Raw genomic sequence first — 21,705 nt, forward strand, 5'->3', positions numbered from 1 at the left:
GGCGGGGCTCGATCCCCACCACGACCCCGATCAGAGGAGCACTGCACGTGCCTTCATTCTCGAATACCCTTGAGCAAGCCATTCATTCGGCCCTGGCGTTGGCGAACAGCCGTCGCCATGAGTTGGCAACGTTGGAGCATCTTTTGCTGGCGCTGGTGGACGAACCTGACGCCGCAAAGGTCATGCAAGCCTGTAGCGTCGATCTGGAAGCGTTGAAAAAGACGCTTGAAGACTTCATCGACGATGATCTGTCGACGCTGGTGACGGATGTTGACGGATCAGAAGCGGTGCCAACCGCCGCCTTCCAGCGCGTGATCCAGCGCGCAGCAATCCATGTGCAAAGCTCTGGCCGCACCGAAGTAACCGGGGCCAATGTGCTGGTCGCAATCTTTGCAGAGCGCGAGTCGAACGCCGCCTACTTCCTGCAAGAACAGGACATGACGCGTTATGATGCGGTGAATTTCATCGCGCACGGCGTGGCAAAGGATCCGTCCTTTGGCGAACCGCGCCCGGTCTCTGGTGCCTCTGAGTTGGAGGAAGAGACTGTGTCCGGCGTGACTGAGGGCGAGCAGAAGGAATCTGCGCTCGCCAAATACTGCGTCGATCTGAACGAGAAATCCCGCAAGGGCGACGTCGACCCGCTGATCGGTCGCGACAGCGAAGTGGAGCGCTGCGTGCAAGTGCTGTGCCGCCGCCGCAAGAACAACCCGCTGCTGGTGGGCGATCCGGGCGTTGGTAAAACGGCGATTGCCGAAGGTCTGGCGCGCAAGATCGTGCAAGGTGAAACGCCTGCCGTTCTGGCCTCTGCCACGATTTATTCGCTGGATATGGGCGCGCTGCTGGCTGGCACACGCTATCGCGGCGATTTCGAGGAACGCCTGAAAGCGGTTGTGACCGAGCTGGAAGATCACCCGGATGCGGTGCTGTTCATCGACGAGATTCACACCGTGATTGGTGCTGGGGCCACGTCGGGTGGCGCGATGGATGCGTCAAATCTGCTGAAGCCTGCGCTTCAGGGCGGCAAGCTGCGCTGCATGGGCTCGACCACCTACAAGGAATTCCGTCAGCATTTCGAGAAGGACCGCGCGTTGAGCCGCCGGTTCCAGAAAATCGACGTGGCGGAGCCGTCTGTCGATGATGCCGTGAAAATCCTGAAGGGCCTTAAGCCTTATTTCGAGGATCACCACGCGATCAAATATACCTCGGATGCGATCAAGACCGCCGTGGAACTGTCTGCGCGCTATATCAATGACCGCAAGCTGCCCGACAAGGCGATTGACGTGATTGATGAGGCCGGTGCGGCCCAGCATCTGGTCGCGGAAAGCAAGCGTCGCAAGACGATTGGCGCGAAAGAGATTGAGGCCGTGGTTGCCAAAATCGCGCGTATTCCGCCGAAGAATGTCAGCAAGGATGATGCCGAGGTTCTGAAGGACCTTGAGACCAGCCTCAAGCGGGTGGTCTTCGGGCAGGATGCGGCGATTGATGCGCTGTCCTCTGCGATCAAGCTGGCCCGTGCGGGTCTGCGTGAGCCTGAAAAGCCCATCGGCAACTACCTGTTCGCCGGACCGACCGGTGTGGGTAAAACCGAAGTAGCCAAGCAGCTTGCAGATACTTTGGGTGTTGAGCTGCTGCGTTTCGATATGTCGGAATACATGGAGAAGCACGCGGTCTCGCGTCTGATCGGTGCGCCTCCGGGTTATGTCGGCTTTGATCAGGGCGGTATGCTGACCGACGGTGTGGACCAGCATCCGCATTGTGTTCTGCTGCTGGACGAGATGGAGAAGGCGCACCCGGATGTCTACAACATCTTGCTGCAGGTCATGGACCACGGCACGCTGACGGATCACAACGGGCGCACGGTGGATTTCCGCAATGTGATCCTGATCATGACGTCGAATGCCGGTGCGTCCGAGCAGGCGAAGGCGGCCATCGGCTTTGGCCGCGATCGCCGCGAGGGTGAGGATACGGCAGCGATTGAACGCACCTTCACGCCGGAATTCCGCAACCGTCTGGATGCCGTGATCTCCTTCGGGGCATTGCCGAAAGAGGTGATCCTGCAAGTGGTCGAGAAGTTCGTGCTGCAACTTGAAGCCCAACTGATGGATCGCAATGTGACGTTCGAGCTGACGAAAGCTGCCACGGAATGGCTGGCCGACAAAGGCTATGATGACAAGATGGGCGCGCGCCCGTTGGGTCGCGTCATTCAGGAGCATATCAAGAAACCTCTCGCGGAAGAGTTGCTGTTCGGCAAGCTCGCCAAGGGCGGTGTGGTCAAGGTGGGCGTCAAGGACGGCAAGATTGACCTGCGGCTTGAAGCCCCCGAAAAAGCCCAGATTTCGGGCGACAAACCACCGCTTCTCACGGCGGAATGATCAAACGCGCGATTGCGCTGATATCGCTCGCAGCCCCCGCGGTTGCGAGCGATTTTTCGTTGCAGCTGCCCATTGACTGCACACTGGGCGAGAATTGCTACATCCAGCAATTCGTGGATCACGACCCGAATGCCTCGGCCTCGGATTTCGCGTGCGGGCCGCTGACCTATGACACCCATAAAGGCACCGATTTCGCGCTGGATGACCTGTCGATCATGAAGGCAGGCGTCGATGTTTTGGCGGCTGCAGCTGGCCGAGTGGTGGCCACGCGCGACGGGATGGAAGACCTGCTTTATACGGCCGAACGTGCCGCAGAAATCGACGGGCGCGATTGTGGCAACGGGCTGGTGATCGACCATGGCAGCGGATGGCGGACGCAATACTGCCACCTCAAACAAGGCTCTGTCGTCGTCGAGAGAGGGCAGATTGTCGAAGCGGGTGCCGTATTAGGGGAAGTCGGGCTTTCGGGCCGAACGCAGTTTCCACATCTACATATGACCCTGCGCAAGAACGATCAGGTCGTGGACCCGTTCGCCCCTGAAGGCAGGCGTATATGTGATCTGCCCAAGGACACGCTTTGGGCTGAAACGCCGGTGTTTCAAAACGGCGGCATCATCCGCGCCGGATTTGCCGATGCCGCCCCGACCTATGAGGCGATCAAGGCCGGGCAGCCCAGTGTGACCGATTTCACGCCGCAATCGGACATCCTTGCGGTCTGGATGCACTCTTTTGGTGCGCAAGAGGGCGACAATTACCGGATGGAAATCACCGGCCCGGATGGCGAGATTGTCCAGGAAGAGGTCACGCAGAAGCGGACCCAAGCGCAGAGCTTTCGGTTTGTCGGCAAACGCAGACCGCCCGATGGGTGGGCCAGCGGCCTCTATACCGCGACACTGAGCCTGATCCGGGACGGCGTGACAATTGATACGACGCAGATCGCAGCGACGGTCGAGTAGCTACTTTTCCGTCAATTTCAGCTCAATCCGGCGGTTCTGCGCGCGTGCCTCTGCACTGTCGCCCTGCGCCACGGGTTGGTATTGGCCGAAGCCATTTGCGGCCAACCGGTCGGGCGGCAGGCCCAGAAAATTAACCATATACCGCACAACGGACAAGGCGCGGGCCTGGCTGAGTTCCCAGTTATCGGCAAACGCGCCAAATCCCGACAACGGCACGTTATCCGTATGGCCATCGACGCGGATCACCCAATCCAGCTGATCGGGAATGTCAGCAGCCACATCGCGCAAGATGGCGGCAACCTTGGCAATTTCGCCCTGCCCTTCGGAGGACAAGGTGGCGCTGCCGGGGGCAAATAGCACTTCGGACGAGAATACAAACCGATCGCCTTCGATGCGCACGCCGTCTTGATTGCCCAGCAGATCGCGGAGCGCACCGAAAAACTCGGACCGGTAGCGTTCAAGGTTCTGGTTTTCGGCCTCAAGGCGGATCCGCTCTGCCTCTTCCAGTTCGCGGCGGCGGCGTTCTTCGGCAGCGACTTGGGCCAGCGCGGTGTTGAGCTGCGTGCCAAGGGTATCAAGCTGAACTTGCGCGGCCTCATCGCGGGCGCGCGCTTCGTCCAGAAGGCTTTGGAGCGATCCCAACTGCCCGCGCAAAGCCGCAACCTGTTCGTTCAGCAAGGCCAACCGACGTTGATCTTCAAGCGATTGCGCTTCCTTTTCGGAAAGCTCCGACTCGGCCAATGCCAGCAAGGCCGCTTGTTCTTCTGCCTCGCTCAGGCGCGTTTCTGAGGTGGCCGCCAGTTCATCGCGGGCGGCGCGGGCTGCGGCCAGCAGGGTCAGCGTCTCCTCGGCCTCGCGGCGCTGTTCCTCCAAGGCCAGCGTCATTGCGGTCAACTCGGTCTGGGCGTTTTGCAGGCGTTCGCGCAACGCTTCGGCGGCGGCGGCTTCGGCCAGGCGAGCGGTTTCTTCATCCGACAGCGCCTCCGCTGTGGTCGCATTTTCGGCGCGCAGATCGGCGATCATCGCTTCCAATGCTTCACGTTGCGCGGCAGCAAGGCGGGCGGCTTCGGTCTGTGCGTCGATCTCGGAGCGGGCTTGGGCGATGGCAAGGTTCAACTGCTCTTGCTGGCTGAGCAATTCCGCCTCGGTCCCTTCGAGTTCGGCAACGCGACCCAAAGCCTGATCGCGTTCAGCCAACAGGCCCGCGACTTGAGCCTCAAAGCCAGTGATCCGGGTTTCAGCTTCGGCCAGCGCGGTGTCCCGTTCGGCCAACGTGCCTTGCAGCGCGGCGACGGTCGCGGCGCGGTCGGCGGATTCGGCGCGGGTGTCGGCAAGCGTCGCGGACAGCGCGCCCAGGCGGGATTGCAGATCGGCGGTGCGGTCGCGTTCAAGGCCCAACTGATCGGCAAGCGAGGCCAGTTCGACTGACAGCGCGTCAAGCTCGCTTTCCTGCCCGGTGATCGTCTCGCGCAGAATGAATTGCACGACCATAAAGATCGTCAGCACGAACATCAGCACCAGCAAAAGCGCTGTCATCGCGTCGACAAAGCCCGGCCAGATGGAGGCCTGAAACCGCGCGCCGGTTCTGCGCGACAGGGCCATGATCTAGGCCCCGTCTTTCGGGGGTTGCGCGGCAAGCGCGCGGGTCAGCGACCCCAGATCGGCGCGCAATTCGCTGATCACGTCCTGACGCCCAGCGGCCAATTCTTCTGAGATTTTAAGCAGTTGCACATCAATAGAGCGCAGCCGCATCCGGCTTTCAGCGTCCAGACCGTCGCCATCCATGCGGTCGATCAGGCGTTCTTGGCCTTCGGCCACGCGGGCCAGCATCGCGTTAGGGCTGTCTTGGCCCGCCAGTTGTTGGGTCAGCAAGGCCATGGCTTCGGTCATTCGAGTCAGTTTGTCATCAACGGCAGCGCGGCTCGCATCGCTTTGCAGAAAAACCGTGCGCAAGCCATCCATTTGTTCGGACATATGATCGAGGACACCGGCCATGAAGTTCTGCTCGGCCCCGCTTTCGCCTTCGGCGGCGGTGAACCCGACGCGGGTGATCGTGGAGAGCCAGTCCTCAAGCTCGCGATAAAAGCGGTTCTGGCCGTGGCCCGCGAACAGCTCCAACAGGCCGACGATCAAAGATCCGGCGAGGCCTAGAAGCGAGGAGGCGAAGGCGACGCCCATGCCCGACAACTGGCTTTCCAGACCGCCCATCAGGCGACCAAAGATTTCGACCCCGCCTTCGCCTTCTTCAGGATTCAGCGATTGGATAGTGTCGACCATCGCGGGCACGGTGGTGGCAAGGCCGTAAAACGTGCCCAAAAGGCCAAGGAAAATCAGAAGGTTGACGATGTAGCGCGTGATTTCTCGCGCTTCGTCGATGCGGGTTGCCACGGATTCGAGGATCGACCGGGTAGAGGTCGCGTTGAGCTGGCTTCGCGCGCCCTTCGTGCGCAGCATCGCTGCCAAAGTCGCCAAAAGCGCGGGCGGCTGCGGGATGTCAGAGCCAAGGCGCTGCGAGGCAAACCCTTCGATCCAGCGCACGGATGAGATCAGTTGAAGCACTTGCCAAAAGCACGCCAGCACGCCCAGCGCGAAGACCAGAACGATGAAACCGTTAAGATACGGGTTGGCGTAGAAAACCGGGCCGATGCGCGGCAAGGCGAGGTAGACGCCCACGCCCACCAATCCAAGAGAGACCAGCATCAGCATCACCTGACTGCGGGGTCTTGAGAAATACGGCTCGGCCTCGAGGTCGGTGAGGGCCATCTGGTCCGCTCCTGACGCTTTGTTTTGTTGGGCCAAACTTACGTCAGTCTGGGCAATTATCCAAGGTTAATCCGCGCGCCCGTTCAGGTGCTTCGACAGCCAGTCGATATCGGGGTCATGGATGCCGAGTTCCGCCAGATGATCGGCGGTATTATGCAGATATTCGGTGTTCGGACCGCGCCCGCCCACCGCGCGCGAAATCACTTCGGCCTGTTTGGAGAGGGGCAGCGCCCCGGTATATTGCGCGTGCTTGGGGTCGATCACATAGGTCACCGCGTTGATATGACGACCGTCGACAAGGCGCACATCAACCCATTTTTCCAGATAGGCCGACGAGATCAGTTCGCGTTCGCGCAAGGCTTGCAAGGTTGCGTCTTCATGGCCGTCAGCGGCGCGGAACGCGACGCCTTCACATGTTGCCTCTGCCGCTTCATCCAGCGCCAGCACCAGCCCCGGATCGGCATGGGTGCCGCGGTGATGTACAGACCACATGCAGAAGCTGCGGTGATAACCCGACAGCGTGGCCAGCGCTTGCTCGCCCACTTCAAAACCGGGGTTCCAGATCAGCGATCCGTAGCCGAAAACCCATAGCGTCATCTTGCTGGTCCTCCTGATATCTGCCCTATAAACGAGGGCAAGCTGATGTGAAAGGAACCTCCATGCGCATCTTGGGGATGATTGTAGTTTTGGCCGTCGCCGGTTGGGGCGGCTATTGGTACTTGGGCAAATCTGCGTATGAGGCGGGCTTGGAACAGTGGTTCGAGGATCGTCGCACGGAAGGGTGGGTTGCGGACTATGCCGATCTCGCGACAGGGGGCTTTCCAAGCCGGTTTGATACTGAAATCACAGCGCTGGAACTGGCCGACCCGGAAACGGGCGTCGCGTGGCAAGCGCCGATGTTCCGCGTGGAATCGGCCAGCGCCAGCCCGACAGAGATTGACGTGGTCTGGCCAAGCGAGCAGGTGATCGCGTCACCGGAAGAGCGTGTGACGATCCTGTCGGAGGAGATGCGCGCGGGCGTCCGGTTTGCGCCGAACACATCACTGGCATTGGAGACGATGGACGCGACGCTGGATCAGGTGGTTTTGCAGTCATCGGAAGGATGGGAAAGCGCCGTGGAAAGCGGGGTTTTCACGACGCGGCTGGACGAAGGCTCGACCACGGCGCATGTTATCAATTTTTCAGCGACAGGTGTGACACCCGGCACGCAACTTGTTGAGGTTATTGACACATCTGACATCTTGCCAGACGCGTTGGAGACGTTGCAACTGGATATGACGGCGGATTTTGATGCCCCTTGGGATCGCGCTGCGATTGAAGAGAGGCGGCCTCAACCAACGGCGTTTGATTTGCGGTTGGCCAAAGCACAATGGGGGCCGCTGGAGCTGAGCGCGGTGGGCGCAGTAACCGTGGATGCCGACGGGCGACCCGAGGGCAGCATCGACATCAAGGCGACCGAGTGGCGGGAAATGCTGAAAATGGCGGTCGCTGGCGGGGTCATCCCGGAGGAGATCGCTCCAACGATTGAGCGCGGGTTAGAGCTTGTCGCCGGGTTTTCCGGCAGCAGCACATCGCTGAACACAACCCTCAATTTCCGAGGTGGCCTGATGAGCGTCGGGCCGATCCCGGTGGGACCAGCACCGGTGCTGCGCTTGCGTTAGCGGCAGAAGGGGCCACTGCGGTAGCGGGCGGTATCAAAGTGGAAATGGTCGCGGTGAAAGCGATCTGAATTCGGACCAAGCACTGTGCCGAACGGCCCGCAGGCCGCGCGGTGCATGTCCCGTAGCGCACGGCCCTTGCGGCCCCCACCCCAATCCCGCAGCACCGAGATCTGGCTGCCGTCTTGCAGATTGATCGCCGAGATATCAATCGCACGGCCTTTGCCATGCTCGCTGATCCGCGCGCCTTTTTGGTTGTTACGCGTCCGGCAGGCGTAATGCGCAGCCACGCGCAAGGACTTGATGCCGCCGCCCTTATTGCCGACGGCGGGCCGTGCGCCCTTGTCGACCCATTTGCGTAAGGCGATGGCGGTTGGGCAGTCGATGGTCGCCGATTGGGTCAGCGCCACGCCGGACACAGCGCGCACCCGAACAGCGTCGGGCACGCCACAGCCGCGAATACGGCCTGGAATAGGCGCGATCCTCTCGCCCTGGATCGAGGGATCGTTGCAGATACCGCCGCCTGCGTTGGGAACGCGGCGCGACATGGCTTTATGAAGGTTTGCGGGGCGATTGTCTGGCCGGATCGAGACAATGGGCCCTGCCCCGCCCCGCGCCAGAATGACGCCTGCGACGATGGTATTCATCCTCGCGGCGTCCGCTGAAATCGGGCGAGCTTCGGGCCGAATGGAACGCTCAGGCGCTGCCGTCACAGCAGATGCCGCCAAAAGCAGAGCCAAGGCCCAACGCATTATGTCTTCACCTTCGAACGGCCGAAGTCAGGCGCGTCGGTGTCCTGACCAGCCTCGATGATCCCGCGCCGAATGGCACGGGTCCGGGTGAAATAGTCATAAAGGTGATCGCCATCACCGGTGCGGATGGCGCGTTGCAGGGCGAATAGTTCTTCGGTGAAACGGCCCAGAATTTCGAGCGTGGCGTCCTTGTTGTTCAGGAACACATCACGCCACATGGTCGGATCGCTGGCCGCAATCCGGGTGAAGTCGCGGAAACCGGCGGCGGAGTATTTGATAACCTCGCTATCGGTCACGCGGCGCAGGTCGTCGGCCACTCCGACCATTGTGTAAGCAATCAGGTGGGGCGCGTGGCTGGTGACGGCAAGGACCAGATCGTGGTGATCGGGGTCCATTTCCTCGACCTTGGCCCCCATGCCTTCCCAAAGTGCGCGCAAGGTCGCGGTGGCTTTCGGGTCGCTGCCTTCAACTGGAACCAGCAGGGTAAAGCGGTTGTCGAACAATTCGGCAAAACCGGAGCGTGGGCCGGAATGCTCGGTGCCCGCAAGGGGATGACCGGGGATAAAATGAACGTTTCCCGGTAGATGCGGACCAACGGCGTCGATCACCTCGCGTTTGACGGATCCGACATCGGTGATCGTCGCGCCCTCTTTCAGCGCGGGCGCGATTTCGGCGGCGACTGCGCCCATCACACCGACGGGCACGCACAGCACCACAAGATCAGCGTCTTTTACGGCCTCGGAAGCTGTATCGTAAATCTCGTCACATAAGCCAATGTCGCGGGCGGTGTTCCGCGTGTCTTCCGAACGCGCGTAGCCGGTGACAGTGCCCACCAAGCCGCCGCGCTTCATCGCCCAGAACATGGACGACGCAATGAGGCCCAGACCGATCAGCGCGACGCGATTGTAGATCGGTGTGCTCATGCGGCTTGCTCGCAGAAGGTTTTAATGGCTGCGACAACGCGCTGGCAGGATGGGCCATCGCCTACGGTGATGCGCAGACAGGTGGGCAGTTTGTACCCCGCCACGCGGCGCACAAGGATGCCTTGCGATTTCAGGTGATCGTCGCAGGCGTTGGCGTCCGCCTCGGACGGGAAGCGTGCGAGGATGAAGTTCGCCTCGGACTTGTCCGACGGGATGCCCAGTTTGTCCAACTCGGAGGCGAGCCGTTCGCGCCACTTGGCGTTTTCCGCAAAGCACATGGCAGCATAGTCAGTGTCCCGCACAGCGGCTTCTGCCGTTTCCAGCGCAGTGGTCGACAGGTTGAACGGGCCGCGGATGCGGTTGAGCACGTCAATAATCGCCTTTGGCGCATAGCCCCAGCCGACGCGCAGGCCGCCGAGCCCGTGCATCTTGGAGAACGTGCGTGTCATCACGACATTTTCGCGCGCCTCGATCAAGGCGGCACCGCCGTCATAGTCGGGGACGTATTCGGCATAGGCCCCATCAAGGATCAGAAGCGCTTGCGGCGGCAAACCGCTGGCCAGACGCGTGATTTCCTCCAGCCCGATCATCGTGGCCGTCGGGTTGTTGGGATTGGCGATGAAGATAAGCTTGGTGCGGTCATTACAAGCCGCCAAGATCGCGTCCACATCAACGCGGCGTGTGTCCTCGGGGACCTCGACCGGCGTGCCGCCAGCGGCGAGGGTCGAGATGCGATACATCGCAAAACCATGTTCGGTATGGATCACCTCGTCCCCCTGCCCGACATAGGCCTGACAGAGGAAGTGAATGATCTCGTCCGAGCCGACGCCACAGATAATGCGTTTCATATCAAGGCCGTAGACTTCGGCAATGGCGCTGCGCAGCGCGCTGTGATCGGTGGAGGGGTAGCGGTGCAGACCCGCAGCGGACGCCTGACAGGCGGCGATCGCCTTGGGCGACGGGCCGAACGGGTTCTCGTTCGAGCTGAGCTTGATCACGTCCACCACGCCATCCACATGGCTCGCCCCGCCCTGATAAAGCGCGATGTCCATGATGCCGGGTTGCGGTGTGATGCGGGTCATATCCGTCTCCGTTTCGGTGTTTGTAGCGGGCTGTTTCACGTCTGGAAAGCAACAAAAAAGGCCGCGAAGGTCTCCCCTCGCGGCCTTTCGGAAATCTGGGGCTCAGATTAGTTCTGAGCGTAGAATTCGATGACGAGGTTCGGTTCCATCATCACCGGATACGGCACGTCAGACAGGCCGGGCTTCCGGGTGAAGGTTGCAACCATCTTGGAATGATCCGCGTCGATATAATCAGGCACATCACGCTCGGCCAGTTGAACGGCCTCAAGCACAGCAGCGTTCTGCTTGGAGCGATCCCGCACCTCGACCACATCGCCTTCTTTGACGCGGTAGGAGGGGATGTTAACCTTTTTGCCGTTCACGCGGACATGGCCGTGATTCACGAACTGACGGGCCGCAAACACGGTCGGAACAAACTTGGCGCGGTAGACAACTGCGTCCAGACGGCTTTCCAGCAGGCCGATCAGGTTTTCACCGGTATCGCCTTTGATACGCTCGGCATCGGCAAAGATGCGGCGGAACTGCTTTTCGGTCAGATCGCCGTAGTAGCCTTTCAGCTTCTGCTTGGCGCGCAGCTGCAGACCGAAGTCAGACAGCTTGCCCTTGCGGCGCTGACCGTGCTGACCGGGGCCATATTCACGACGATTGACGGGGGATTTCGGACGACCCCAGATGTTTTCACCCATCCGGCGATCAAGTTTATGTTTGGCAGACGTGCGTTTGGTCACGATCTGGATCCTTTCAGCTTATGAAAGGTGCTGTCCTTTGCGTTGCCCCTTGCGGGCGCTGCCGACAGGCATCCCCTTGCGGGGGCCACCAACACCAAATGAAGCCGCGCTTATACAGCGGCCATTTGGGCTGTCAACCACCCGCGAAAGGGCTTTAGGCGGCGACGTCCTGAAGCAAGACGGCTGTTTCCGCTTTGGACAGGTTTCGCCGAGCGTAACTGCCATAAAGATGCGGGTCATGCTCCAACTCTGGCAGTTGCTCAAAGAGCGCCGCGCGTTGGTCGTCCGGCACAAGGCTGAGCGAGGTGTTTGCGGGGTGAAAGCTCTCTGTTTCGATGCCGTTGGCCCAGACGATCTGATGCTGTTCGAGCAGCAGATGCACATAGGTCACCTCGCGCACCGAGCGGTCGCGGATGATTGAGTGACCATTCACCAACTCTTTGGCGGCCACCAGCACTTCGGACGTGTTGAAAAGCGCACGCGCGGCGTCACCTTTCAGCAGCATTCGATGCTCGGGCGAGACCAGCAACTCGCTGTCCGGAACTGAGCCATCAACGGATCCGCGCCGCAAACGGATCGGGCGGAATTCGGGCATGGCGAAAAGCCGTGCGCCTGTCATCCGGCGCGAACCTTTCCACAGGATCGGCTGGGCGCCGTTATCCTTGGTGAGGATCTTGTCCTCGGGGCGCAAATCCTCGACCAAACGGGGCCCGTCTTCGGTCGCGATCCGTGTGCCGGGGGTAAAGCAAATCACGCCGCCGGCGAGTTCAGCCGAGCGTGAGCGCTGCGTTTCGTCAATACTGCGATGCACGATCCAAAGATCGCGCCCCCGCGGTGGAACATGATCAAGGAACATCAACAACGGTCTCGCGCCGTCCACCTCGACCACGGTGATTGTGTATGTCTGACGCCCATCGGTGACGACAAATCCGCTATCCATCAGCGGCTCATCGACCTCGATTTGATCCAATGACACCCCTGTCATTGCTGCGCCTACCAGACGACGCACTGATCGTGCGGCCCGCCTGCGAAGGTTTGCCTCTTCCTTGCCCCTCTCCAGAAGCATGAGCTCTGCCGGGCCATCGACCCGAACCAACTCACCGGTCCATTGCCACGTCGCACCCACTGCAAGGGTGTCTATTGGTGCAGCTTTGAGACCGTCTGTTTCTGTTTGCGACCAGGAGATGACAAACGCGCCCCGAAAGCCCGTTTCCATTGCCTGATAACCTGCCTTTTGTTTCTTTTTATAGCATCAGCTTAACAAAAAGCGATTCGTCTGGGAAGAGAAATCTTTCAGAGTCAGACGCTTAGAACTTGAAGTTAACGTGGAGCGAACCCGTCAGCTGACCCTCGTCCTGTTCTTCAAACTCTTCGCCCAGATAGGTCAGCCCATAAAAGACTGACGGGCCAAGCCCCTGAATGCTCATGCCTGCGCGCAAGCGGTGACGGCTGTCCTTCAACTCGACCGAGCCATCGTCAGGTATATAGGCGCTGTCGCCGACATAGGCCAGATCACCGCCAAGGGTGAGGGCGATGCCAAAGGCATCATCGCTGTTCGTCGCGCGGTAGCGATGGCCGGTCGTGACGTCACGGGCATAAAGATCGGACTGGCCAATAAGGCCCCAGTGCAGATCGCCGCCCACGCGGACGAGGGTTTCGACACCTGCTTGCGCCTCGACAAAGGGGCGCACCGTCAGATTGTCTTGCAGGCGGATGGGCTGGCCAATCTCAGCCAGACCGGTGAGGTAGACATTGTCGTCCAGCTGGTCGTCGAGGATTTCAACCTCGGGCGCGTCCACACGGTCGTGAAAATCTTTCTGGAACTCGCCCAGACCTGTCTGCTCGCCCACGAAAACCACGTCCGCACCTAGGGAGAATTCGGTCGCGCCGCGCAGGAAATGGGTATGCATACCCAAGGAGGCCGCACCGACGTAGCGGCGATCATCAGGGACAGTGCGGTTCAGTTTGTCGGGCGCGATAATTTCGGTCCGGAAGCGGTATTCGATCAGATCGCCGAAGCCTGCAGGCAACTGGCCTTCCCAAGCCGGGCCGCGCATCCACGAGATCGCATAAGACCCCGTGCGCCAGCGATCTTCGCCATCGCCCAGAAAGTCATTGGTGAACAGGCGGCCAAAGCCCAGCGTCTCGCGCTGGTCAAAAAAACCCTCGGCCAGAGCCGGTGTTGTGGAAACCAGAATTGCGGTGAGACCACCCAGGAGCGTGCGACGCATCATAAAAACCCATCCGTTTGCGCCCCCCGGCAAAGCTCTTCTACCGTGACGCGAATCGGTGCGCTAGTGCCAATCGGCCACAGCGGATATTTTTCAGAGCAGGGAAAATCTTCAGACGAGTATTATTAGAAATTTTTCAGAAAACTTTTGACTCAGCCGCATTTGGAGTGCCCGCAAGAGCCACATGTCATGCAGCCTTCGACCATGCGCATGTCGTATTGACCACAGGACGGGCAGGCTTTGCCGCGTCCTTCAGTCAGGTTCACGACAGCGGCTTGCGGGTCGGATTTCAGGCCCATGCCTTCGCCTGCGATAAACCCAATCTCGATCATATGACGCTCGATCACGCCGCCGATGGCCGCAAGGATCGACGGGATGTATTTACCCTTCATCCAGGCGCCGCCACGGGGATCGAAGACGGCCTTGAGCTCTTCGACCACGAAAGACACATCGCCCCCGCGCCGGAACACCGCTGAAATCATGCGGGTCAGCGCGACGGTCCAGGCAAAATGCTCCATGTTCTTGGAGTTGATGAACACCTCAAACGGGCGGCGATGTCCGCCGATGGTCACATCATTGATCGTGATATAGATCGCATGCTCGCTATCGGGCCATTTCAGCTTATATGTATTGCCTTCAAGGGCTTGCGGGCGGTCCAGTGGTTCGGCGATATAGACGACATCGGCGCCGGTATCGGCCTCGGGCGCGTCTTCGGAGGCTTCAGACACGCTGAGAACAGAGCCCGTGACATCGTTCGGGCGATAGGTCGTGCAGCCTTTGCAGCCCGTGTCCCACGCCTCCATATAGACCTCTTTAAAGGCCTCAAAACTGATGTCTTCGGGGCAATTGATCGTCTTCGAGATGGAGCTGTCGATCCATTTCTGCGCTGCGGCCTGCATCTTGACGTGATCGAGCGGAGCGAGAGTTTGGGCGTTGACGAAATAGTCGGGCAGCTCGGCATCGCCAAATTTCTCGCGCCAGAGTTGGACGGCGTAATCCACCACCTCTTCTTCGGTGCGGGTGCCGTCTTTTTGTAGAACCTTGCGGGTGTAGGCGTAAGCAAAGACCGGCTCGATTCCCGAGCTGACATTGCCGGCATAAAGACTGATCGTGCCAGTGGGGGCGATGGATGTCAGCAGCGCATTGCGAATACCGTGTTCGGCGATGGCCGCGCGCACATCGTCGTCCATCGCTTGCATCGCACCAGAGGCGAGGAACTTGTCCGCGTCAAAGAGCGGGAAAGCGCCCTTTTCCTTCGCCAGATCAACTGACGCGAGATAAGACGCGCGGGCAATTTGCTTCATCCATGTGTCAGTTTGGGCTGCGGCTTCATCAGAGCCGTAGCGCAGGCCAACCATCAGAAGCGCGTCGGCCAGCCCGGTGACGCCAAGGCCGATGCGGCGCTTGGCTGCCGCTTCCTGGGCTTGCGCCTCCAGCGGGAAGCGGCTGGCATCAACAACATTATCCATCATGCGCACGGCGGTCGCGACCAGATCGGTCAGCGCAGCTTCATCCAACTGCGCACCGTCCTCGAAGGGGTCGCTGACCAGCTTGGCCATGTTGATTGAGCCAAGCAGGCACGCGCCATAGGGCGGCAGGGGCTGCTCGCCACATGGGTTCGTTGCGGCGATGGTTTCGCAGTAGTTGAGATTGTTCATCGCGTTGATACGGTCGATGAAAATCACGCCCGGCTCGGCATAATCAAAGGTCGAGCGCATGATCTTGTTCCAAAGATCGCGCGCTTGAACCGTGTGATAGATGGTGCCATCAAATTTGAGGTCCCACGACGCGTCGGCCTTAACGGCGTCCATGAAATCGTCCGTGACAAGCACCGAAACGTTGAACATCCTTAGGCGGGCCGCGTCGGATTTTGCGGTGATGAAATCCTCAATATCTGGGTGATCGCACCGCATCGTGGCCATCATCGCACCGCGGCGGGAACCTGCGGACATGATCGTGCGGCACATGGCGTCCCAGACATCCATGAAGCTGAGCGGACCGGACGCGTCTGCCGCCACGCCTTTGACGCCCGCGCCTTTCGGGCGGATCGTGCTGAAATCATAGCCGATGCCGCCACCCTGCTGCATGGTCAGCGCGGCCTCTTTCAACATATCGAAAATGCCGCCCATGCTGTCGGGGATCGTGCCCATGACAAAGCAGTTGAACAGCGTCACCGAGCGCTCGGTGCCGGCACCTGCGGTGATGCGGCCTGCGGGGAGGTATTTGAAATCCTCAAGTGCCGCGTAGAACTTATCTTCCCAAACCTGCGGCTCTGCCTCGACCGACGCAAGCGCGCGCGCAATGCGCCGCCAGCTGTCTTCGACTGTTTGATCAATAGGCGTGCCGTCCGCTTCTTTGAAGCGGTATTTCATGTCCCAGATTTGCTCGGCAATGGGGGCGGTGAAACGGCTCATGGCAGTGACCTTTGGCAGCGTGGAAGACTGATGAGAATAGCGTGTGACTGGCATTCGGTCAACTTGAACCGAGACGCAAAACTGCTACTCTTATACCATCACTGGGGGTGAATCTGTGGATAAATCCATAAATCTTGTGAAGCTGTGCGTCGGGGCCGAGAAGGTCGAGGATCTGCTGCATTGGCAAAAACAACCGCGCGCCAAGGGGCCGGATGGCAAGCCGCGTCATGTCACACGCATGTGGCCCAAGCGCGAGGCGGAAATCCTGAACGGCGGCTCAATTTACTGGGTTTTCAAAGGCGTGATCCTGTGTCGTCAGCGCATTTTGCGGCTGGACGAGGTCATCGGGCAGGACGGCATTCGGCGCTGCGGCATCGTGCTGGACAAAGAGGTGCACCGCACCGAACACGCGATGCGACGGCCCTTCCAAGGGTGGCGGTATCTGACCAATGAGGACGCGCCGAGCGATCTGACCGGCACCCGCGCACGGGAGGAATCACTGCCCGTTGAGCTGAGCGCTGCCCTGGCCGAAATCGGGGTTCGTTAAAGGGCCAGCTTGGCCTTCAGTGCTGTGAGCGCTGTGCGATCTTCATCTGACCACTCTGCCATCCGCGATTTGAAAAGCGTTGCTTGCGAGCGCAGGATTGGCCCGTCGCTGAGCACTTTGAGGTGGTTCGCGCGCAGGGTTTCACCGGTCGAGGTTATGTCAGCCACCGCCTCTGCCGTCAGATTGGCGACGGTGCCTTCGGTCGCACCTTGGCTGTCGACCAGCTGATAATCGGCGACGCCTGCGTCTTTCAAATGTTCACGCACAAGCCGGTGATACTTGGTTGCAATCCGCAAGCGGAACCCGTGATCACGCCGGAACGCGGCAGCGACGGCGTCCAGATCATCAAGCGTATCTACATCAACCCAAGCGCCAGGCACGGCGATAATCAGATCGGCATGACCGAAACCCATCGTGGTCAGTTCCGTCACACGGTCACTCCAGGAGGCCAGCTTTTCGCGCACCATATCCGTCCCGGTCACGCCCAGATGGATGCGCCCAGCGGCCAGTTCGCGCGGCACTTCGCCAGCGGAAAGCAACACCAGTTCGACGCCCTCGACACCTTCAACCGCGCCGGCATATTCGCGGTCTGATCCGGTGCGGCTGAGCATGATGCCACGCTTGCCAAACCACTCAAACGTTTTGTCCATCAAGCGGCCTTTGGAGGGTACGCCAAGTTTGATCGTCATGCTGCGCCCTCTGCGATCTCAGCGGCGATGCCGGGGCGGATTACGCCACCGACAGCAGGAATTTCGCGCCCCTGTCCCAGCACCTGGGTCAGCGCGTCATAGCGACCGCCCGTCGCGACAGGGGGCAGATCGGGGCGCGTTTCGGCATAAAAACCGAAGACGAAGCCATCGTAATATTCCAGCGCCGTGCGGCCATAGCTGGCCTCGAATTCGAGGTGATCGACGTCGATACCTTGCTTGGCAAGCGCCTCCAACCGGCGGGCGAGTTTGTCTGCCGAAGGGCGCAAAGCAGGCATATCAACGGCGATGTCACGCAAGGCGGTCAGTACATTCGGCGTGGTCTCTCGCAGGCTGAGGATCGTGTCGAGCAGCTCGACCTCTTCACCCGAAATAGGCGCCAAGGCGGCGTCTTTTTGCAAGGCGCTGATACGCTCGGCGATCTGCACACGGGTGCGCAAGCCAGTTAGAGGGACATCGCAGGCCATCGGATCGGCGGCCTCCAGCAACGCCTCGCGGGCGGCAGGTTGCGCGCTGCGCCCCCCGAACCGGTCAAGCAAAGCGCGGAACCGGCGCGGTCGCCAGATATGCCGCAAGAGTGCCGCTTTGCGCCGATCAGAGGTTTTCAGCCCCGTCACGGCGGCTTTCAGGATCCCGATATCACCAGTTGCGGCGCGTAGGTTGAGCGGGGCCAAGGCTTTGGCGATTAAGGCAAAAACCTCGGCATCGGCGGCCTCTGGCGCGTCGCGGTCAAAGACCTCGTAGCCGACCTGCAAATACTCCGACGGCCGCCCGGTGTCTTCTTCCTGACGGCGAAACACCTCTCCCATGTAGGTATAGCGCGCGGGTTCGGCCCCCTCGGCCATATGCATCTGCACAACAGGCACGGTGAAGTCGGGGCGCAACATCTGCTCCCCGCGCAGAGGGTCTTGAGTGACATAGGCGCGCGCGCGAATATCCTCCCCATAGAGATCTAGAAGCGTGCTGGCAGGCTGCAGAATATCGGCCTCCACAACCTCGGCCCCGGCAGCTTTGAAGCCGTCCAGATAACCTGCTGCCGCGCTGCGTATGCTGGCTTTACTGGCCATTCGCCTCGCCCTGCTCGTCCAGGATTTCGTGAATTTTCGCAACCAACTGATCGCGCGGCACCTCGAATTGCGAGGGACGCTCCCGCCATTCCTCAAGCGTTGCATTCTCGGCGATTTGCGCCCCAAGGATCAGGTCTTTGATCTGTACCTTGCCGTTTGCTTTTTCATCGGCCCCTTCGATGACAGCAACGGGCGATCCACGACGATCCGCATATTTCAGCTGGTTGCCGAAGTTCTTGGGATTGCCCAGATAGACCTCGGCCCGGATGCCGGCCTGACGCAGTTCGGCGACCATGCTTTGGTAATCCGCCATGCGGTCGCGATCCATAACGGTGACGACGACGGGGCCTTGGGCGGCTTTCTCAAGACGGCCCTTTGCATCAAGCGCCGCCAAGAGCCGGTCAACGCCAATCGAGACGCCTGTGGCCGGCACCGTCTGGCCCGTAAAGCGCTTGACCAGATCGTCATAGCGGCCGCCCCCCGCGACGGAGCCGAACTGCCGTTTGCGGCCCTTCTCGTCGAGGATTTCAAAGGTCAACTCGGCCTCGTAGACGGGACCGGTATAGTAGCCAAGGCCGCGCACGACGGAAGGATCAAGCTCAATCCGGTCAGGGCCGTAGCCTTGGGCGTCCAGCAGGGCTGCGATCTCTTCAAGCTCGGCGACGCCTTCGATGCCCATGTCAGAGCCTTGCACAAGTTCACGCAGGCGGGCGACGGTTTCGGCCCCGGTCGCACGTTTGGCTTCCATGAAGCCGATCACGACCTCGGCCTGATCGGCATTCAGCCCAGCGCCTTTGGTGAAATCGCCGCTTTCGTCTTCGCGTCCCTCGCCCAGAAGCGCGCGGACGCCGTCCAGACCCAGACGGTCCAGCTTGTCGATGGCGCGCAGAACGATGCCGCGCTCAGCCTCGAACTTGGCGGGATCGGATGGGTCCAGGACACCTGCCACCTCCATCACACCGTTTAGCACTTTGCGGTTGTTGACGCGCACGATGTAATCGCCGCGCTCAATGCCGACGGCTTCGAGCGTATCGCTGAGCATCGCGCAGATCTCGGCATCCGAGGCGACAGAGCCGGAGCCAACCGTATCCGCATCGCATTGATAAAACTGACGAAACCGGCCCGGGCCGGGCTTCTCGTTGCGCCAAACGGGCCCCATTGTGTAGCGGCGATAGGGCGTGGGCAGGTCATTGCGGTGCTGGGCGAAGACGCGGGCGAGCGGCGCGGTCATGTCATAGCGCAGGGCCAACCAGTCGCCGTCATCTTCTTCCTGCCACGCAAAAACGCCCTCGTTCGGGCGATCCACGTCGGGCAGAAATTTACCCAGCGCCTCGACCGTCTCAACCGCACTCGTTTCCAGCGCATCAAAGCCATAGCGATGATAGACCTCGGCAATCTGGATCAGCATTTCGGCGCGCGCTGTGACCTCTGCGCCGAAATAGTCGCGAAAGCCTTTGGGCGTCTGCGCCTTGGGGCGCGGCTGTTTCTTTTGTTTGGCCATCGGTGTCTCTCAAGGGCTGGCGTTTGGCGCGACGCTTACCGCGCCCGCGCGCGCGGGGCAAGTTGAGCCGGGACGCGCGATATGCAATGAGGACCCCAACGCCACAAAGGACACCGCCATGAGTATCGCGCTGGAAGAAACCGTCGCCCATCTGACCCGTGTGGTCGAAGAGCTGTCTGACGTGGTCGCGCGACAAGAGACAGAGATCGCTTTGCTGAAACGACGTCTGCAAATGGTAATGGAGCGCGAGGCGGAGCGGGAGTTCAGCGAAGGTGGCACTGTGCCGCTCGCGGATCAGAAACCACCGCATTACTAGGGGTGGGGCGAAAACTCTTTAGAAGAGTTTTTGGGTAAGTTTGCGGAAAACTTTTCAGCCTTGGGCACTGTCGTGCCCGCCCCGGACCTGATCCGGGGCCTCTCGGGTTGGGGTTGCGCAACAGTGGCAGCGGGGTCCCGGATCAGGTCCGGGACGGGGGGAGCCTTGCTCACACCGCCGTTACCAAAATCACGCAATACCCCGTCACGGACCCGTGATGTGCGTTCGCGCACATACGCCAAGATCACCGTGCGCGTTTTCAGGTCCACTGTGGAATGCCATTTGTCTGTCATCGGAAGCGCAAACTTCCAAACACACACAACGCAAACACAACACACACAAAGGACTACCAAAATGAAATTCGCTCTTATCTCCGCACTCGTCGTCGCTGCCGCTCCGGCTTTCGCTGACATCACCTCACCTGCTGAAGCCAATGCACAGCACGGGTTTGAGACCAGCTTCGTGGCCTCGAACGATCTGGGCAAAACCTCCCCCGCTGAGATCGCCGGTGAAGGTACCGTCGGCAATGACGTGATCTCCACCCAAAACGTCGACGTGTCGGCAAAGCTGGGCGTCACATCGCCTGCAGAGTTGGCAGCCCGCTAAGACCTAACGCCCGCCTCTCCTGAGCGAAACGGCTCTCAAGGTTCCTCCCGCCTTGAGGGCCGTTTTCGTTTCAGCGTTCTTTCAAATCCTTGGCCAGCACCTGGCCATCATGAAGCAGCATATCCGCCCAACGTGGATTGCCGAGGAAACGTTCGTATACGCTGACAAACACGGTATTTTTGTCCAGCGCAGCACGGCGGCGGTCAGAACAGGGCGTCTCGCGGCCCACGCGACAGACGCGAGATTTCAGCTTTTCATACGCAGTATCGGTTTCCGTAAAGGCCAGATCACGGTTTGAGCGATCGTAGCGGACGGCCTCATGCGTTTCTGTCTCGCCAAAAATGGCGAGGGCGGCGGTAAACTGGCGCGCGCAATTGTCCTTGAAGCCAGTCACGAAATGGGTCCGCAACCCGGTGCTTGACGGGTTCGTGTCATAGAGCCGATAGCCGCGACCTCGCTCGGGATAGCGCGCAACCTCGGTGCCCAGATCAGCGCCGCGCAGCCCGCAGACCCGGGCCAGAGTGCCATAGGGCAACAACGTCCCGCGCGGGACTTCTGGTATCGCATCGGCAGCCGCAGCATCCGGCGCGGCATTCGGCGTTTGCGGCAGGGCGGCGCGGAACAAACCGCCCAAACCGCGACCGGGCGCGGCCTCTGCCGCAGGTTCTACAGCTGCGATTTCGGTGTCTTCGGGATTGGCCGGAGTTGCTTCGACCGTCTGAACGGTTTCGTCTGTCGGTGCCTCCGCCATCTCTGGATCAGACGGACCGCCCCGCAACCGGCGCAAGAACCCGAACGGACCCTGGGCTGTGGTGGGGGCTGTGGCGACAGCGCTTTCCCCTTCCGCCTCCGGCTCCATGATTGTGCTGAGCAAACCGCCTTCGGACAAAGGTTCCTCGGTGCTCACGGCTTCGACCGACGCGGTTTCGGGATCAACCTCGACATCATTGATGTTCGGCAAATCCTCAAGCGCCGGGCCACAGGCCAACAGACCCATGCACAGGATGATCGACAAATAGCGCAAGAAATCTCCCCCCAGAGATGATCCAGCGCTTTTAGCGAGTGCGCGCGTCTGGATCAAG

20 protein-coding genes are annotated in these 21,705 nt (G+C 60.5%); 6 read left to right on the top strand and 14 right to left on the bottom strand.

The window, feature by feature from the left end:
• The first annotated feature begins 47 nt into the window (after positions 1-47).
• Both clpA and KUW67_RS10700 read left to right on the top strand, forming a co-directional pair.
• Positions 48-2,372: an ATP-dependent Clp protease ATP-binding subunit ClpA gene (gene clpA / locus KUW67_RS10695; protein WP_224825294.1), complete on the top strand. Its 2,325-nt coding sequence runs from the start codon at positions 48-50 to the stop codon at positions 2,370-2,372.
• Positions 2,369-3,328, top strand: coding sequence for a M23 family metallopeptidase (locus tag KUW67_RS10700; RefSeq protein ID WP_224825295.1), 960 nt, complete (start codon positions 2,369-2,371; stop codon positions 3,326-3,328). The genes clpA and KUW67_RS10700 overlap by 4 nt, the downstream gene beginning before the upstream one ends.
• On the opposite strand, the gene KUW67_RS10705 is transcribed toward KUW67_RS10700, so the two are convergent.
• The 3 genes from KUW67_RS10705 to KUW67_RS10715 form a co-directional block, all read right to left on the bottom strand.
• Complete coding sequence (locus KUW67_RS10705) at positions 3,329-4,930, bottom strand: peptidoglycan -binding protein (protein ID WP_224825296.1); 1,602 nt, start codon at positions 4,928-4,930, stop codon at positions 3,329-3,331.
• Between the two features lie 3 nt (positions 4,931-4,933).
• Entirely contained in the window at positions 4,934-6,091 is a 1,158-nt protein-coding gene (locus tag KUW67_RS10710) for a biopolymer transporter ExbB (RefSeq protein ID WP_224825297.1), read from the bottom strand.
• Between the two features lie 66 nt (positions 6,092-6,157).
• Positions 6,158-6,688: a gamma-glutamylcyclotransferase gene (locus KUW67_RS10715; RefSeq protein ID WP_224825298.1), complete on the bottom strand. Its 531-nt coding sequence runs from the start codon at positions 6,686-6,688 to the stop codon at positions 6,158-6,160.
• 62 nt (positions 6,689-6,750) lie between these two features.
• Between KUW67_RS10715 and KUW67_RS10720 the strand changes: the two genes are divergently transcribed.
• Entirely contained in the window at positions 6,751-7,752 is a 1,002-nt protein-coding gene (locus KUW67_RS10720; protein ID WP_224825299.1) for a DUF2125 domain-containing protein, read from the top strand.
• Here the strand turns inward: KUW67_RS10720 and KUW67_RS10725 are convergent.
• The 7 genes from KUW67_RS10725 to KUW67_RS10755 form a co-directional block, all read right to left on the bottom strand.
• A complete protein-coding gene (locus KUW67_RS10725) occupies positions 7,749-8,501 on the bottom strand; it encodes an extensin family protein (RefSeq protein ID WP_224825300.1) in 753 nt (250 codons plus the stop codon). The two genes, KUW67_RS10720 and KUW67_RS10725, sit on opposite strands and share 4 nt — an antisense overlap.
• A complete protein-coding gene (locus KUW67_RS10730) occupies positions 8,501-9,424 on the bottom strand; it encodes a prephenate/arogenate dehydrogenase family protein (protein ID WP_224825301.1) in 924 nt (307 codons plus the stop codon). The genes KUW67_RS10725 and KUW67_RS10730 overlap by 1 nt, the downstream gene beginning before the upstream one ends.
• Positions 9,421-10,506, bottom strand: coding sequence for a histidinol-phosphate transaminase (gene hisC / locus KUW67_RS10735; protein WP_224825302.1), 1,086 nt, complete (start codon positions 10,504-10,506; stop codon positions 9,421-9,423). The genes KUW67_RS10730 and hisC overlap by 4 nt, the downstream gene beginning before the upstream one ends.
• Before the next feature lie 107 nt (positions 10,507-10,613).
• Positions 10,614-11,234 carry a 30S ribosomal protein S4 gene (gene rpsD / locus KUW67_RS10740; RefSeq protein ID WP_224825303.1) on the bottom strand — a complete coding sequence of 207 codons (621 nt, stop codon included), beginning with the start codon at positions 11,232-11,234 and terminating at the stop codon, positions 10,614-10,616.
• A gap of 154 nt (positions 11,235-11,388) precedes the next feature.
• On the bottom strand, positions 11,389-12,450 hold the full coding sequence (locus KUW67_RS10745) for a Hint domain-containing protein (protein WP_224825304.1): 1,062 nt from the start codon (positions 12,448-12,450) through the stop codon (positions 11,389-11,391).
• Between the two features lie 91 nt (positions 12,451-12,541).
• Positions 12,542-13,465, bottom strand: a complete 924-nt coding sequence (locus tag KUW67_RS10750; protein ID WP_224825305.1) for a lipid A-modifier LpxR family protein — start codon at positions 13,463-13,465, stop codon at positions 12,542-12,544.
• Positions 13,466-13,617: 152 nt separating this feature from the next.
• A complete protein-coding gene (locus KUW67_RS10755) occupies positions 13,618-15,879 on the bottom strand; it encodes an adenosylcobalamin-dependent ribonucleoside-diphosphate reductase (RefSeq protein ID WP_224825306.1) in 2,262 nt (753 codons plus the stop codon).
• Positions 15,880-15,994: 115 nt separating this feature from the next.
• On the opposite strand from KUW67_RS10755, the gene KUW67_RS10760 reads away from it, so the two are divergent.
• Positions 15,995-16,426 carry a DUF1489 domain-containing protein gene (locus tag KUW67_RS10760; protein ID WP_224825307.1) on the top strand — a complete coding sequence of 144 codons (432 nt, stop codon included), beginning with the start codon at positions 15,995-15,997 and terminating at the stop codon, positions 16,424-16,426.
• Here the strand turns inward: KUW67_RS10760 and hisG are convergent.
• From hisG to hisS, 3 genes are read right to left on the bottom strand one after another with little or no spacing between them, the layout of a single operon-like run.
• Entirely contained in the window at positions 16,423-17,115 is a 693-nt protein-coding gene (gene hisG / locus KUW67_RS10765; protein ID WP_224825308.1) for an ATP phosphoribosyltransferase, read from the bottom strand. The genes KUW67_RS10760 and hisG overlap by 4 nt on opposite strands.
• Complete coding sequence (locus KUW67_RS10770; RefSeq protein ID WP_224825309.1) at positions 17,112-18,200, bottom strand: ATP phosphoribosyltransferase regulatory subunit; 1,089 nt, start codon at positions 18,198-18,200, stop codon at positions 17,112-17,114. Before KUW67_RS10770 ends, hisG begins: the two co-directional genes overlap by 4 nt.
• Positions 18,190-19,701, bottom strand: coding sequence for a histidine--tRNA ligase (gene hisS / locus KUW67_RS10775; RefSeq protein WP_224825310.1), 1,512 nt, complete (start codon positions 19,699-19,701; stop codon positions 18,190-18,192). Before hisS ends, KUW67_RS10770 begins: the two co-directional genes overlap by 11 nt.
• A gap of 118 nt (positions 19,702-19,819) precedes the next feature.
• On the opposite strand from hisS, the gene KUW67_RS10780 reads away from it, so the two are divergent.
• Positions 19,820-20,017: a SlyX family protein gene (locus tag KUW67_RS10780; protein WP_224825311.1), complete on the top strand. Its 198-nt coding sequence runs from the start codon at positions 19,820-19,822 to the stop codon at positions 20,015-20,017.
• A 354-nt stretch (positions 20,018-20,371) separates the two neighbouring features.
• Entirely contained in the window at positions 20,372-20,623 is a 252-nt protein-coding gene (locus tag KUW67_RS10785; RefSeq protein WP_224825312.1) for a hypothetical protein, read from the top strand.
• A gap of 70 nt (positions 20,624-20,693) precedes the next feature.
• On the opposite strand, the gene KUW67_RS10790 is transcribed toward KUW67_RS10785, so the two are convergent.
• Entirely contained in the window at positions 20,694-21,647 is a 954-nt protein-coding gene (locus tag KUW67_RS10790; RefSeq protein ID WP_224825313.1) for a hypothetical protein, read from the bottom strand.
• Between the last annotated feature and the right edge of the window lie 58 nt (positions 21,648-21,705).

This window comes from Cognatishimia sp. MH4019, from assembly GCF_020177595.1.
Lineage (GTDB): Bacteria > Pseudomonadota > Alphaproteobacteria > Rhodobacterales > Rhodobacteraceae > JAHTBL01.

What these genes read in the sequence shown, in the direction of transcription:
- KUW67_RS10700 (WP_224825295.1), top strand. Translation starts at nt 2,369, where the DNA reads ATGATCAAACGCGCGATTGCGCTGATATCGCTCGCAGCCCCCGCGGTT.
- KUW67_RS10705 (WP_224825296.1), bottom strand. Translation starts at nt 4,930, where the DNA reads ATGGCCCTGTCGCGCAGAACCGGCGCGCGGTTTCAGGCCTCCATCTGG.
- KUW67_RS10710 (WP_224825297.1), bottom strand. Translation starts at nt 6,091, where the DNA reads ATGGCCCTCACCGACCTCGAGGCCGAGCCGTATTTCTCAAGACCCCGC.
- KUW67_RS10715 (WP_224825298.1), bottom strand. Translation starts at nt 6,688, where the DNA reads ATGACGCTATGGGTTTTCGGCTACGGATCGCTGATCTGGAACCCCGGT.
- KUW67_RS10720 (WP_224825299.1), top strand. Translation starts at nt 6,751, where the DNA reads ATGCGCATCTTGGGGATGATTGTAGTTTTGGCCGTCGCCGGTTGGGGC.
- KUW67_RS10725 (WP_224825300.1), bottom strand. Translation starts at nt 8,501, where the DNA reads ATGCGTTGGGCCTTGGCTCTGCTTTTGGCGGCATCTGCTGTGACGGCA.
- KUW67_RS10730 (WP_224825301.1), bottom strand. Translation starts at nt 9,424, where the DNA reads ATGAGCACACCGATCTACAATCGCGTCGCGCTGATCGGTCTGGGCCTC.
- hisC (WP_224825302.1), bottom strand. Translation starts at nt 10,506, where the DNA reads ATGACCCGCATCACACCGCAACCCGGCATCATGGACATCGCGCTTTAT.
- KUW67_RS10745 (WP_224825304.1), bottom strand. Translation starts at nt 12,450, where the DNA reads ATGGAAACGGGCTTTCGGGGCGCGTTTGTCATCTCCTGGTCGCAAACA.
- KUW67_RS10750 (WP_224825305.1), bottom strand. Translation starts at nt 13,465, where the DNA reads ATGCGTCGCACGCTCCTGGGTGGTCTCACCGCAATTCTGGTTTCCACA.
- KUW67_RS10755 (WP_224825306.1), bottom strand. Translation starts at nt 15,879, where the DNA reads ATGAGCCGTTTCACCGCCCCCATTGCCGAGCAAATCTGGGACATGAAA.
- hisG (WP_224825308.1), bottom strand. Translation starts at nt 17,115, where the DNA reads ATGACGATCAAACTTGGCGTACCCTCCAAAGGCCGCTTGATGGACAAA.
- KUW67_RS10770 (WP_224825309.1), bottom strand. Translation starts at nt 18,200, where the DNA reads ATGGCCAGTAAAGCCAGCATACGCAGCGCGGCAGCAGGTTATCTGGAC.
- hisS (WP_224825310.1), bottom strand. Translation starts at nt 19,701, where the DNA reads ATGGCCAAACAAAAGAAACAGCCGCGCCCCAAGGCGCAGACGCCCAAA.
- KUW67_RS10780 (WP_224825311.1), top strand. Translation starts at nt 19,820, where the DNA reads ATGAGTATCGCGCTGGAAGAAACCGTCGCCCATCTGACCCGTGTGGTC.
- KUW67_RS10785 (WP_224825312.1), top strand. Translation starts at nt 20,372, where the DNA reads ATGAAATTCGCTCTTATCTCCGCACTCGTCGTCGCTGCCGCTCCGGCT.